The sequence below is a fragment of the Mesorhizobium sp. LNHC229A00 genome (assembly GCF_000502415.1).
Taxonomy (GTDB): Bacteria; Pseudomonadota; Alphaproteobacteria; order Rhizobiales; family Rhizobiaceae; genus Mesorhizobium.
Window position 1 is genome coordinate 171,738 of record NZ_AYWQ01000005.1, and the last position, 12,885, is coordinate 184,622.

The window sequence follows — 12,885 nt, forward strand, 5'->3', positions numbered from 1 at the left end:
GCTACTCCGCCGCCAAGGCTGTCGCCGGCGCTATCGCGCGGAAATCGAGGTCGCGGCTGACCAGCCGTTCGACGCCGGCCGAGGCGTCGGCGAGGATCTGCCGGTAGCCGGCTATCGAGCGGGCGAAGACGTTGTAGATCACCACAGCTGGGATGGCCGCGACGAGACCCATCGCGGTGGCCAGCAGCGCTTCGGCGATGCCCGGCGCGACCACGGCGAGATTGGTGGTCTGGGCCCGCGAGATGCTGATGAAGGCGTTCATGATGCCCCAGACGGTGCCGAACAGGCCGACGAAAGGCGCGGTGGAACCAATCGTCGCCAGAAGGCCAGTGCCGCGCGACATGCGCCGCGACGCAGCCGCCTCGATGCGCGACAGGCGCGAGCTGACCCGTTCCTTCAGTCCGTCACCGCCGACATGGTCGAGCGCATCGGCCGAAAGCGCGGCCTCTTCTTCCGCTGCCCGCACCAGGAGCGCGCCGGGGCCGCCACCGCGGTCGAGCGCGCGGCTCGCCTGCTTCAGCGTCGCGGCATCGCCGATCGCCAGGACGGCACGGCGGAGGCGCAGCTTGCCGTCGAAAATCTCCAGCGATTTGGCCAGCCATGTCGTCCAGGTGACGAGCGACGCGAAGGCCAGTCCAGTCATCACCGCCTTCACGATGATGTCGGCCGCCTTGAACATGCCCCATGGCGACAGGTCATGCGGCAGGTTCAGGTCCATCGCTCCGGCAGGCGCGGCCTCGGCCGGCGCTGTCGCGCTCGGCTGGCCGGCTGGCTGCGCGGGCGCCATGGCAGCTGGTGCTGCTTGTACCGGCGCGGCAGGGGCCTCAACCGCTGGAGAAGAGCCGGCCGGTTGCTCCTGGGCCATCGCCCCGGTTGTCCCCAGGATAAGCGATGCGACCACCGCCGCCAACAAACCATGTCTCGACATGAGCTTCTTCCTTGTTCTCACGGCGGCCAGCCGCTTGCTTGGTTCCTGCAATCGCTGGCGACGACTTCACCGCACATGACCGACGGGTTGGCCGGTGACGGGATGCGCGAACACACCTATCTCGACGCAGAAAATGTCCTTGAGCACATCGCTCCGCATGATTTCGTCCGGTGTGCCGCGCGTCAGCAGCTTGCCGTCCTTCAGCGCGATCAGCTCATCGCGGTAGCGCGCCGCCATGTTGGGGTCGTGCAGCACCACGACGACGCACAGTCGCGCTTGCGGCTGAGCTCCCTGACCAGGCCCAGCACCGCGACCTGATGTGCGAGGTCGAGCGCCGAGATCGGCTCGTCGAGCAGCATGACGCCGAAACGCCCAAGCGCGCCGTGCCATGGATAGCGTCCAAGCGTTGCCAGCTCGCGCACGGTCAAGCCCGTCGCCGCCGGCGTCGTCCGCGGCAGATAGGCAAGAGCCCGCGCCAGCTCGCGCGCGCCCCATTGGGATAGCGGCCGCGCGGCGAAAGTGATGGCGCCGGAGCTTGCCGGCTGCTGGCGCGCCAAAAGCTTGATCAGCGTCGATTTGCCCGAACCATTATGGCCGATCAGCCCGTAGACGCGCGTGCGCCGCAATTCGAGCGAGACCGGACCGAGCAGCGTCCGCCCGTTGACGGCGAAACACACTGCATCGATATCGAATGCTGTCTGGCTATCGGCTTCGCCCATGGTCACGGCATTTCTCCAGCCCGGCCACCGCATTCCGATCCTGGCTGCGGAGGCAGGTGCCCGGTTGACTATGAAACATGAACTTAATAGTCAAGATTTAAGGTGACCGCAACACTCGGCAATTTGGGAATGCGCCGCAAAACTGAAACGCTCCAGGGCGGGCGTCATTGTTGCCGCGTACGGGCCGTCGTTCGCGCAGCCGGCCGATCCGCGCCGGCGATCTCCGGCCCGGACCGCATGTCGGCACCAGGTGTCGCCGCATCGATGCGGACACGCTAGGGTGAGCCGGCGGCAAGGAGCTCCGGATGATCAACGCGACACCCTTCGACTACCCTTATGACGGCCGGCTGGTTACCGAAAACACCGCGCTGGTCGTCATCGACCTGCAACAGGATTTCCTGTCGACATCGGGCTATTTCGCCAGGAAGGGGTATGACCCATCGCCGCTGCGGGCGATCCTGCCCGTCGTGAACCGCCTGATCGCCGCCGCGCGCAAAGCCGGCGTCAGGGTCATCCACACCAGACAGGGTTACCGCGCCGACATGGCCGACATGATGCCCTACGAGAAATGGCGCCGCAAGCGTTCCGGCCTCGACGGCACCGACGTCCTGCTGCGCTCAGGCGCTGGGTTCCAGATCGTTCCGGAGATCGACGTCGCGCCGCACGACATCATCGTCGACAAGACCTGCAACAGCGCCTTCACCTATACGGATTTCGAGCTTGTGCTGCGTGCGCAAGGCATCACGCATCTGATGTTTTCCGGATGCACGACGGATGTCTGCGTCCACACCACGCTGCGCGAGGCCTGTGACCGCAATTTCCAGTGCCTGACGATTTCGGACGCCTGCGCCAGCGGCGACAGACAAGCGCATGAAGCGGCGTTGCACATGGTGACGGTCGAGGACGGCGTCTTCGGCGTGCTGGCCGATTCGGACGCTGTCATTAAGGGCCTGTCGCGGCTTGGCGACAGGCCTGAAGCAACAGACGATTGATGGGCTTCACCCCGCTGCTCGCGTCTCCAATCCTGGGCGAGGGGCATAAGCTCCAGGCTGGAACTCGCTGGCCTCCCGGCGCGCCAGCGAGTTGCGCAGCAGCGCCAATGTTTCCCGGCCGGCTGTCGCGATCTCGCGCGGCGTGTCGACGCCGACGATCATGAACTCATCGATTCCGAGCCCGGCATAGGCGAGCAGCGACAGCGCGACCTGGGCCGGCGGGCCGGATAGGTCCACGGCCTTGTGGCCGGCGGCGGAAACACCCTGGTGGATCCTGACCGGAAGCGCGAAGCGCAGTTTGCCGGCACGGCCATGTTCGGCCGCGGCGCCACGTGCCCGCTCCATTAATTGCCTGATATCGTCGATCGGCCCCGGCGCCAGTTCGAAGACATCGGCATGCCGGCCGGCCACCTTCAGCGCCGTTCCGGATTGCCCGCCCATGCGCACCAAGAGGTCGGCGCCATGTGGGCCCTTGCGCGGCACATAACCGTTTTTGATGCTGTAGAACGCGCCTTCGTGATCGAAGGGCCGGTCGTTCGACCACAGCCGCTTCAACAGCACCAGATATTCGTCGATGCGCTGCCAGACGACGCCATGTCCGACCGGCCGCGTCTCGGCATCGTCGTCGTTCAAGGGCTCGCTGATCATCCTGAGCGCCAGCCGTCCGCCGCTCTGCCTGTCGATGGAGGCCAGCTGGCGGGCAGCCACCGTCGGTTCGATCACGCCGGCCCAGTGGGTGAGCACCACTTCCAGCGAACCGGTGCGGTTGAGCACCTGCGACGCAAGATCCATGTTGGTCAGCAGCCCGGCCGAATCGTCGACGACGATCTTCTGGAAACCGCCGTCCTCGATCAGCCCGAGCTTGGTCGAGGTCTCGGCGAAGTCATAGAAAAAGGGAACCGCCGCGTCGGCGGTCTTGCCGGGTATATGCGTGAATTCGATCGGCATTGTCATCTCCTCCATCACTGGAATCACTGATGCTGTGAAATGCAAATCCTCAGGCGCGCGAAAACGCTCCGGGATCCGGCTCATTCAACTCCGATTGCCTGCAACTCCGATTGCCTGAAAGCTGTGGGGCAGCAGCCCCTGTCGATCCCGCGCCTTAGGGAATAAGGCCCAGCACGACTGCCCCGGTGAACACGAACGCAAGGGCAAAGACGAGATAGGCGAAAGCGCCGGCATAGGCCGGGCGAAAGCCCTGGGCATTGGCCACTCGCTGGCCGTTGCTGTCGGTCTGGGCGTTCTGCAAATAGGACATGTCGACCTCCGTCTTGCCGCTTAATCTATAAAATTTGTAGACTTTGTCGATTGCTATTTTCGTGCAACTGGCAGAATTATTTTCTCATAGAGAGCCGAAAATTGGTGTGAAGTTGCTGTTGGCATGGGTCCCGGCAACAGATCGGAAGAGCGCGGCGGCATCGCTCCATGCGCATGCGAGGGACCTAGGTGCTTGTCATTGCTGCGCCTATTTCGTGCATTGGCCAGTCGGTTCAGGAGGGGATAGCATCGCTGTCAGTCAACCTGATTATCCAAACGGGAGCAGAAAAATGGGCACAAGACTGGCCGGCAAGGTCGCCATCATTTCGGGCGGCGCGACGGGAATGGGGGGCGCGGCCTCGGAACTGTTCGCCGCCGAAGGCGCCAAGGTGGCGATCATCGACCGCAACGGTGCGGCCGCCGCGGCAACCGCGGCCGCGATACGCGCGCGGGGACACGTAGCCGAACACTGGGTGGCCGACGTGTCTGATGAGGCCCAGGTCGCGGCTGCGGTTACAGGGGCGACCGAAAAGCTCGGACCTGTCACCGTGCTGTTCAACCATGCCGGCACCATCGTGATTAAGCCGTTCCTGGAGACGACGGTTCAGGAATGGGACTGGCTGCACGCCGTCAATGTGCGCTCGATGTTCCTCATGACGCGTGCCGTGCTGCCCGGGATGATCGCGGCGGCCGGGGGCTCGATCGTCTGCACCTCGTCGATCTCGGCGGTGGCGGCAACGCCGAACGAAGTGCTCTACGACACCACCAAGGGCGCCTGCCACATGTTCGCCCGCGCCATCGCGGTGGAATTCCGCGACCGCAACATCCGTTGCAACGCGGTTTGCCCCGGTTTCATCCGCACGCCGCACGGTCTGCGGGAAGTTGCCGATCTCGGTAAGCTCGGCGTCGATGTATCCGATGCCGCACTTGCGGCGCAGCAGGGCCGCATCGGCGAGCCTGAAGAGGTGGCGAAGGCAGCGCTTTACCTGGCCAGCGACGAGTCCAGTTTCGTCAACGGCACGCATCTGTTTGTCGATAATGGGTTTACAGCGATGTGAGGCGTCCCAAGGTCCAGTCTTCATCCCGGGACAGCTTGACGCCCTTCCTCTCCCCCTCCGGAGGGATAGGAAGGACACCCAATCCTGAGTCTATCGCTCTTCCCTTCGAAACGGCTTGAGCAGCGCTGACGGCGCCATCGCGTTGCGCGACATGACGGCCATGGCGACGATGGTGAAGATGAACGGCAGCATCAGGAACGCCTCGTAAGGGATGTGGCCGAGGCCGCTCGCCTGCATGCGCAATTGCAAGGCATCGACGAAGGCGAACAGCAGCGCGGCCCCTGCCGAGCGCCAGGGATCCCAACGGCCGAAGACGACCAGCGCGATCGCCACCCAGCCGCGCCCGGAAACGACGCCGAAGGTGAAGGCGTTGAACTGCGCCATCGAAAGGAAAGCACCAGCGAGCCCCATCAGGGCGCCGCCGAGAATGACGGCCTGGAAGCGCGTGGCAATCACGCTGACGCCGGCAGAGTCGGCCGCGCGCGGGTTCTCGCCGACCATGCGCACCGACAGCCCCCAGGGGGTGCGGTAAAGGATGAAGGCCGCCAGAGGAATGGCCAGGATGGCCATGTAGACCAGCGCGAACTGGTTGAACACCGCGGGTCCCAGCACGGGAATGTCCGAGAAAACCGGGATCGGCAGCGTCTGAAATCCCTTGATGCTCGGCGGCACCGATTGCTGGCCGAAGATCAGCCGGTAGAGGAAATAGGCCAGCCCCGACGAGAACAGCGTGACGCCGATGCCGCAGACATGCTGGCTGAGGCCGAGCACTACCGTGAACAGCGCATGCAGCGCGCCCATCAGCATGCCGGTCAGCACCGCCACCAGCACACCGAGCCACAGGCTTCCACTGAGGCTGGTGGCGGTGAAGCCGGTCATGGCGCAGAGCAGCATGATGCCTTCGATGCCGAGATTGAGCACGCCGGCCCGTTCGGAGAACATTTCGCCGAGCGTCGCAAAGGCTAGCGGCGTGGCGATGCGGATGATGGCGGCGAGAAAGCCGACCTGAAAAATCTGTTCGAACACCGCGCTCATCCAATGGCTCCGACGCGGCGGATACGATAGGCCGTGAACAGCAGCGCCACCAGCATGGCGAGCAGCGCCGTGCCCTGGATGACGTCGCTGAGGAATGCCGGCACGCCGGTCGCGCGCGACATAGCCTCGGCGCCGGTCATCACGGCTGCGAGGAAGATCGCCGCCGGCACGACGCCGAGCGGGTTGAGCCGCGCCAGCATGGCGACGACAATGCCGGAATAGCCGTAGCCCGGCGAGATATCGCTCATCACCTGGAAATGCACGCCGCCGACCTCGCCGACGCCGGCCAGCCCCGCCAACGCGCCCGACAGCAGCGCCGTCGACAGCAGCACGCGCTCGACATGGATGCCGCCATAGCGTGCCGCTTCCGGGTTTTCGCCGGTGACCCTGATCCGGAAGCCCAGCGTCGTGCGCACGATCAGGAACCAGACCAACGGGGCCGCGATAAGCGCCGCGACGACACCGAGATGCAGCCGCGTGCCTTCGACCAGCACCGGAAAGTTCGCCGAATCCTCGATCGGCGGCGAGATCGGATAGCCGCTGAAGCTGTCCTTCCACGGTCCCTCGATCAGCGCCATCAGGGCATAATAGATGACCGAATTGAGCAGCAAGGAGCTCACGACATCGTCGACCTTGAACTTTACGCGCAGCGTCGCAGGCACCAGCGCGACCGCCGCGCCCGCGGCCGCCCCCGCCAGAGCCATGAAAAGCATGGCAAGCGGTCCTGGCATCGGGATCGCACCGACGAAACAGCTCGCCACCGCGCCGGCCAGCAATTGCCCTTCCGCGCCGATGTTCCAGAACTTTGCGCGGAAGGCGACCGCCACCGCCAGCCCGGTAAAGATCATCGGGGCGGCACGGACCAGCGTTTCGGTGATGGCGTAGCTGTCGCCAAGCGAGGCCGTGAACATCACGCCGTAGGACTCGAACACCCCCGCCCCGGCCAGCGCGATCAGGCCGCTGCACAGGATGAGCGTAGCGACAATCGCCAGCAGCGGCAGCGCGAGGTTGAACCAGGCGGGCGTGGACGTGCGGACTTCGAGGCGGAACATCAGTGGCCCTCCGCGCCCGTCATCAGCAGGCCGAGCCGGGCGACGGTCGCGTCGGCACTGTCCAGCGTGCCGACGATGCGGCCCTCATACATCACCGCGATGCGGTCGCACAGCACCAGCAGTTCCTCCAGATCCTCGCCGATGACGATGATGCCGCAGCCCTTGGCGCGCATGTCGAGGAATTTTTCATGGATGAAGCGCGCCGCACCGATGTCGAGGCCACGTGTCGGTTGTGAGACGATCAGCACCTTCGGATCGAAAGCAAGCTCGCGCGCCAGAAGCGCCTTCTGCAGATTGCCACCGGACAGCGCGCCGGCGCGCGTCATCGGCCCGGGACATCTGATGTCATAGGCCTTGATCTGTTCTTCGGCGAAAGCGCGGATCGCATCCGGCTTGAGCAGGCCCTTGGCGGAGAAGGCTGAAGTACCGATGCGCGGCAGCACCATCGAATCGGCGAGCGGCAAATTGGTGACCAGCCCCGTCGTCATGCGATCTTCCGGGATGCGGCCAAGGCCGAGTGCCTGCACTTCGCGCGGCGAGAAGCGCACGACCTGTTTGCCCGCTATTGTCATTAGACCGCTGTCGGGCGCACGCGTGCCCGAGATAATCTCCGCGACCGCCCGCTGACCGTTGCCGGAGACGCCGGCGATGCCGAGGATTTCGCCGGCACGAACCGCGAGTGAGACATCGCGCAACGCCGTGCCGGAATGCTTCGAGGTTGAAATGCCTTCGAGCGTCAGCACATCGGCGCCGGGCATCGACGATCCCCTTGCCGGCGGCACGATCTCATGGCCGCACATCAGTTCAGCCATTGCAGCCGACGTCGTGTTGGCTGGGTCGTCGACACGGCCCGCGACGCGGCCATGCCGCAGCACGGTGCAGCGATGGGTCAGCGCCCGCACCTCGTTGAGCTTGTGCGAGATGAAGATGATGCCCAGGCCTTGCGCCGCCATCGAGCGTAGGGCCGAAAACAGCCCGTCGACCTCGCTCGGCGCCAGCACCGCCGTCGGTTCGTCAAGGATCAAGAGCTTGGCGCCGCGAAACAGCGCCTTGACTATTTCGAGCCGCTGTTGCTCGCCGACCGACAACGCCGAGACCGGCTGATTGGGATCGAGAGTCAGCCCGTGCTGGCTGCTGATTTCAGCAAGCCGCGCCAGCCCGGCGCTGCGGTCGATCCGTCCCGATTTGCCGGGAATACCGATGAGCAGATTTTCCAGCACGGTGAGCCGTGGCGCCAGATGAAAATGCTGATGCACCATGCCGATGCCCGCGGCCAGCGCATCGGCCGAGCTGGTGATCCTGACTGGCTGGCCCTGGATCAGGATCTCACCGGCATCCGCCGCGTAGGCACCGAACAGCACGTTCATCAATGTCGTCTTGCCGGCGCCGTTCTCGCCGAGCAGCCCGAGGATTTCGCCCGGCGCCACGCTGAGATCCACAGCCTCGTTCGCCTTGACGGCGCCGAAGGTCTTGGTGATGCCGCGCATTTCGATGAGTAGGGCGGACGTCGGCAAGGGGTCTCCTGACTTTGCGATCCAGCTTAGCCCCGGAGAGCGGCGCTGCACCCCCTCTGGCCTGCCGGCCATCTCCCCCTCAAGCGGGGAGATCAGATGTCACTTCGGCTCTCGGCACCTCCAGCGTTTGGAGAGACAAGCACTGCCGGCGAGCTGCAATCTCACCCCTTGAGGGGGAGATGGCCGGCAGGACAGAGGGTGGCGCCACGCGCCAGCCCCTCAACCATTAGCGTCAATCCGAAACCGGCGTGTTCTCGTCGACGTCGACGCGGAAATTGCCTTCCAGGATCTCGGCCTTCTTCTTCTCGACCAGATCCTTGACCTCGGCGGGCAAGGTCTTGTCGAACTTGTGGAAGGGCGCCAGATACGAACCGCCCTTGGCCATGCGCGAGAAATCGCCATAATCCTGCGCCGTGTAGACACCGGCCTTGACCAGCTTGATCGCCTGCTCGACCGTCGGGTACATGTCCCAGACCGGACCGGTGATGACGGTGTCGGGGCCGAGACTCGACTGGTCGGACATGTTGGAGATGGCGAAGATCTTCTTTTCCACCGCCGCCTCGATGACGCCGAAGCGCTCGGCATAGATGACATCGACCCCGGCATCGATCTGCGCCACCGCGGCTTCCTTGGCCTTGGGCGGATCGAAGAAGGAGCCGATGAAGGCGACCTTCTTCTTGACGTTCGGGTTGACCTCCTTGGCGCCGGCGAAGAAGGCGTTGACCAGCCGGTTCACTTCCGGAATGCCCATCGCCGCCACCGCGCCGACCGTGCCTGACTTCGACATCTTGCCGGCGATCATGCCGGAGAGATAGGCGGGCTCGTGGATCCAGTTGTCGAACACGCCGAAATTCGGCTCGGCCGGCCCGGCGCCAGAGCCGAACAGCCAGGCTGTCTTGGGAAACTGCTTTGCCGTGCGGCGCGATTCACGCTCGGCGGCGAAGGCATCGCCCAGCACCAGCTGGTACCCGCCCTGCGCATATTCGCGCATGACGCGGCTGAAGTCGGCGGTCTGGACCTTTTCCGACCATTTGTATTCGATGCCCAATTCCTTCTCGGCCTTCTGCAAGGCGACGTGGATCTGGTTGTCCCAGGGTTCCTCGATCGGCGTGGCGAAGATCGCCGCCACCTTCAGTTTTTTGCCCGCCGCGTGGGCCGCACCCGGCAGCATCGTCGCGGCCAGGCCAAGCGCGCCGAGCTCCAGCACGTTGCGCCGCGACAGCCCTTCGCGCATCGAATGAGATCTGTTCTTCCGGTCTTCCATTGAAGTGCCCCTCTGTTTGACAGCCTTGTCGAGCCGGCCGTTCCTGAAATCAGACAGGGAACTATGGAACGGGTCCGGACTTTTGTCCACATGGTCAAATTTGGCAGGCTCGAGCATATCCACTCTCCTGGCCCAGCCAGGAAGGGCGATTGCTCAGGCCCGTTCGAGGGCGATGGCAATGCCCTGGCCGACGCCGATGCACATGGTGGCCAGCGCGTAGCGGCCGCCGCGCTCACGCAGCTCCAGCGCCGCCGTGCCGGATATGCGCGCGCCCGACATGCCCAGGGGATGGCCAAGTGCGATGGCGCCGCCATTCGGGTTCACATGCGGCGCATCCTCGGCAATACCGAGCTGGCGCAGCACGGCGATGCCTTGCGAGGCAAAGGCTTCGTTGAGTTCGATGACATCGAATTGTTGCGGCGTCAGGCCAAGCCGCGCGCAGAGCTTCTGCGTCGCTGGCGCCGGACCGATGCCCATGATGCGCGGCGCGACCCCGGCGGCGACCCCGCCAAGAATACGGGCGATCGGCGTCAGCCCGTATGTCTTCACCGCCGCTTCCGAGGCAACGATCAGTGCCGCCGCGCCGTCATTGACGCCCGACGCATTGCCGGCCGTCACCGTGCCACCTTGCCGGAACGGCGTCGGCAATTTGGCCAGCGCCTCGACGGTTGTGCCGGCGCGAGGATGTTCATCCTTTGACACGATGACCGCATCGCCCTTGCGCTGCGGGATGGTCACCGGGGTGATCTCCTTCGCCAGCCGGCCATTGGCTTGTGCGGCGACAGCCTTGTCCTGGCTGCGCACGGCAAAGGCATCCTGGTCCGAGCGGGAAACCGCGAAGTCTCCCGCCACATTCTCGCCGGTCTCCGGCATGGAATCGACGCCGTATTGCCTCTTCATCAGCTGGTTGACGAAGCGCCAGCCAATGGTGGTGTCGTAAATCTCGGCATTGCGCGAGAAGGCGGTGTCGGCCTTGGGCATGACGAAAGGCGCGCGGCTCATCGATTCGACACCACCCGCGATCATCAGTTCCGCCTCGCCGGCCTTGATGGCACGCGCCGCGATGGTCAGCGCATCCATGCCCGAGCCGCACAGGCGATTGACCGTCGAGCCCGGTATCTCCTTCGGCAGTCCAGCCAGCAGCAAGGCCATGCGTGCCACGTTGCGGTTGTCCTCGCCGGCCTGGTTGGCGCAACCATAGACAACGTCGTCGATCCGCTGCCAGTCGATGCCGGGATTGCGTTCGGCCAGCGCCTTCAAGGGGATGGCAGCAAGGTCGTCGGCACGAACCGAAGACAGCGAACCGCCGAAGCGACCGATCGGCGTGCGGATGTAGTCGCAGATATAGGCCTCGGCCATTTTATGCAGCCTTTGTTTTTCCGGTTCCCTCATGCGCCGCCTTGGTGCGGGCCTGCAGGTCGCGCAATGTCGCGAGTTCGAGTTCGCTTGGCGCCGGTGTTTCGTCAAGCGCCTCGGCGAACTTAACGACCCAGCCACAGCTCTCCTGCACCTGCTGACGGGTGACCCCGGGATGAAGAGAGACAACGGTGAATTCCTTGGTCACCGGATCCGGCTTCCACATGGCGAGATCGGTAATCAGCAATGTCGGGCCGGATGTATGGATGCCCAACCGCTGTCGGTGGTCGCCGCCCTCGCCATGGCCGAAGGAGGTAAAAAAATCGATCTTCTCGACCATGCCGCGCTTGGTTTGCGCCATGGTGATGTAGATCTCTTTCGACGACGTCGCGATCTCCGGTGCGCCACCGCCGCCGGGCAGTCGGGTCTTGGGATGGAAATAGTCGCCGATGACCGTGGTGTTGATGTTGCCGAACTTGTCGAGTTGCGCCGCGCCCAAAAAGCCGATCGAAATGCGGCCGCCCTGCAGCCAGTAGCGGAACATCTCCGGCACGGCTACGGTGGTGACGGCGGTTTCGCACAATTCGCCATCGCCGATCGACAGCGGCAGCACGTCGGGCGCCGTCCCGATCGTGCCGCTCTCATAGATCAAGGTGATGTCGGGCGCATGCGTCAGCCGCGCGACGTTGCAGGCCGCGGACGGCGCGCCGATGCCGACGAAGCAGACGTCGTCATTCCTCAGCGCCCGGCTTGCGGCGATGGTCATCATCTCATTGGGGGTGAAGCCGAGATGATTGTCGCTCATGCCGCTTTCCTCAAATGATCGACCCGGGCCGCGAAATCGTCGGCGCTCTTCTCGATCACGTTGGCCTGCATCCAGGCCCGGAATTTTTCGCGGTCGGCGGCAATCTCGTCCCATTCGAGATAGGCCGCGTTGTCGCGCGCGTAATAGCCATGGGCATAGGAGGGGTGCGAACCGCCCGGCACGACCGAGATCGCCGCGATCGCCCAACGCGGCAGCACGGTCAGATTGGGATGGAGATCGTCAAAATTGTCGACCACCTCCTCGACCGTCACCACGGCGCGTTTGGCCGCCAGGACCGCTTCCTTCTGGATGCCGATGATGCCCTCTACCAGCACATTGCCTTTCCGGTCGGCTTTCTGCGCATGGATGAAAGTGGTATCGGGCCGGATGGAAGGCACGGCCGCCAGCACCTCGCCGCTGAACGGACAAGTCACCGATTTGATGTTCGGATTGACATCAGTCAGCCCGGTGCCGCAGTAGCCGCGGAACACCGCGCAGGGCAGGCCGGCCGCGCCCGCCTCATAGGCATTGGCCATGCCGGCATGGCTGTGTTCCTCGACCTCGATCGACCGGGGAAACCCGTTCTCGATCGCATCGCGGGCGCGCCGCAGCAGGCCGACACCGGGATTGCCGAGATAAGAGAAGACGATCTTCTTGGCCATGCCCATGCCGATCATCTGGTCGTAGATCAGGTCCGGCGTCATGCGGATCAGGGTTAGGTCGCGAAACCCCTGGCGGATCGCCTCATGCGCTGCGGCTGTCGGGATCAGATGGGTGAAGCCTTCGAAGGCGACCACGTCGCCATCGTTGAGGTTCTCCGCAACGGCCTGCTTGAGCGGCAGGAATTTGACCATTGATCGGGCTCCGATTCAAAAAGGCCGTCCCGCCAGGGTCTGAAAGTGGCG

The 12,885-nt window shown here is 64.5% G+C and carries 12 protein-coding genes and 1 pseudogene; 2 read left to right on the top strand and 11 right to left on the bottom strand.

Annotation, left to right across the window (positions count from 1 at the left end; translation table 11 throughout):
- Position 1: 1 nt before the first annotated feature.
- On the bottom strand, positions 2-928 hold the full coding sequence (gene exbB, locus X742_RS157705) for a tonB-system energizer ExbB (protein ID WP_023771826.1): 927 nt from the start codon (positions 926-928) through the stop codon (positions 2-4).
- A gap of 66 nt (positions 929-994) precedes the next feature.
- Positions 995-1,647: pseudogene (locus X742_RS01000000170010) on the bottom strand (ATP-binding cassette domain-containing protein).
- A 305-nt stretch (positions 1,648-1,952) separates the two neighbouring features.
- Here X742_RS01000000170010 and X742_RS157700 point away from each other — a divergent pair.
- Entirely contained in the window at positions 1,953-2,639 is a 687-nt protein-coding gene (locus X742_RS157700) for an isochorismatase family cysteine hydrolase (protein ID WP_023771827.1), read from the top strand.
- 6 nt (positions 2,640-2,645) lie between these two features.
- On the opposite strand, the gene X742_RS157695 is transcribed toward X742_RS157700, so the two are convergent.
- Together X742_RS157695 and X742_RS1000000172295 are read right to left on the bottom strand one after the other, a co-directional pair.
- Positions 2,646-3,587: an LLM class flavin-dependent oxidoreductase gene (locus X742_RS157695; protein ID WP_023771828.1), complete on the bottom strand. Its 942-nt coding sequence runs from the start codon at positions 3,585-3,587 to the stop codon at positions 2,646-2,648.
- 154 nt (positions 3,588-3,741) lie between these two features.
- On the bottom strand, positions 3,742-3,897 hold the full coding sequence (locus tag X742_RS1000000172295; RefSeq protein WP_023771829.1) for a hypothetical protein: 156 nt from the start codon (positions 3,895-3,897) through the stop codon (positions 3,742-3,744).
- A 289-nt stretch (positions 3,898-4,186) separates the two neighbouring features.
- Here X742_RS1000000172295 and X742_RS157690 point away from each other — a divergent pair, with 289 nt between their 5' ends.
- Positions 4,187-4,954 (top strand): SDR family oxidoreductase, encoded by a 768-nt coding sequence (locus X742_RS157690; RefSeq protein WP_023771830.1) that lies wholly within the window; start codon positions 4,187-4,189, stop codon positions 4,952-4,954.
- A 90-nt stretch (positions 4,955-5,044) separates the two neighbouring features.
- On the opposite strand, the gene X742_RS157685 is transcribed toward X742_RS157690, so the two are convergent.
- The 7 genes from X742_RS157685 to X742_RS157655 form a co-directional block, all read right to left on the bottom strand.
- The gene (locus X742_RS157685) at positions 5,045-5,989 is read right to left on the bottom strand and encodes an ABC transporter permease (protein WP_023771831.1); all 945 of its coding nucleotides are present in this window, start codon (positions 5,987-5,989) and stop codon (positions 5,045-5,047) included.
- Entirely contained in the window at positions 5,986-7,041 is a 1,056-nt protein-coding gene (locus X742_RS157680; RefSeq protein ID WP_023771832.1) for an ABC transporter permease, read from the bottom strand. Before X742_RS157680 ends, X742_RS157685 begins: the two co-directional genes overlap by 4 nt.
- On the bottom strand, positions 7,041-8,528 hold the full coding sequence (locus X742_RS157675) for an ABC transporter ATP-binding protein (protein ID WP_031247851.1): 1,488 nt from the start codon (positions 8,526-8,528) through the stop codon (positions 7,041-7,043). Before X742_RS157675 ends, X742_RS157680 begins: the two co-directional genes overlap by 1 nt.
- Positions 8,529-8,787: 259 nt before the next feature.
- Positions 8,788-9,819, bottom strand: a complete 1,032-nt coding sequence (locus X742_RS157670; protein ID WP_023771834.1) for a BMP family protein — start codon at positions 9,817-9,819, stop codon at positions 8,788-8,790.
- Positions 9,820-9,972: 153 nt separating this feature from the next.
- Positions 9,973-11,178: a 3-oxoadipyl-CoA thiolase gene (gene pcaF / locus X742_RS157665; protein ID WP_023771835.1), complete on the bottom strand. Its 1,206-nt coding sequence runs from the start codon at positions 11,176-11,178 to the stop codon at positions 9,973-9,975.
- A gap of 1 nt (position 11,179) precedes the next feature.
- Positions 11,180-11,980 carry a CoA-transferase subunit beta gene (locus tag X742_RS157660; RefSeq protein WP_023771836.1) on the bottom strand — a complete coding sequence of 267 codons (801 nt, stop codon included), beginning with the start codon at positions 11,978-11,980 and terminating at the stop codon, positions 11,180-11,182.
- Positions 11,977-12,834, bottom strand: a complete 858-nt coding sequence (locus X742_RS157655) for a CoA transferase subunit A (protein ID WP_023771837.1) — start codon at positions 12,832-12,834, stop codon at positions 11,977-11,979. The genes X742_RS157660 and X742_RS157655 overlap by 4 nt, the downstream gene beginning before the upstream one ends.
- Between the last annotated feature and the right edge of the window lie 51 nt (positions 12,835-12,885).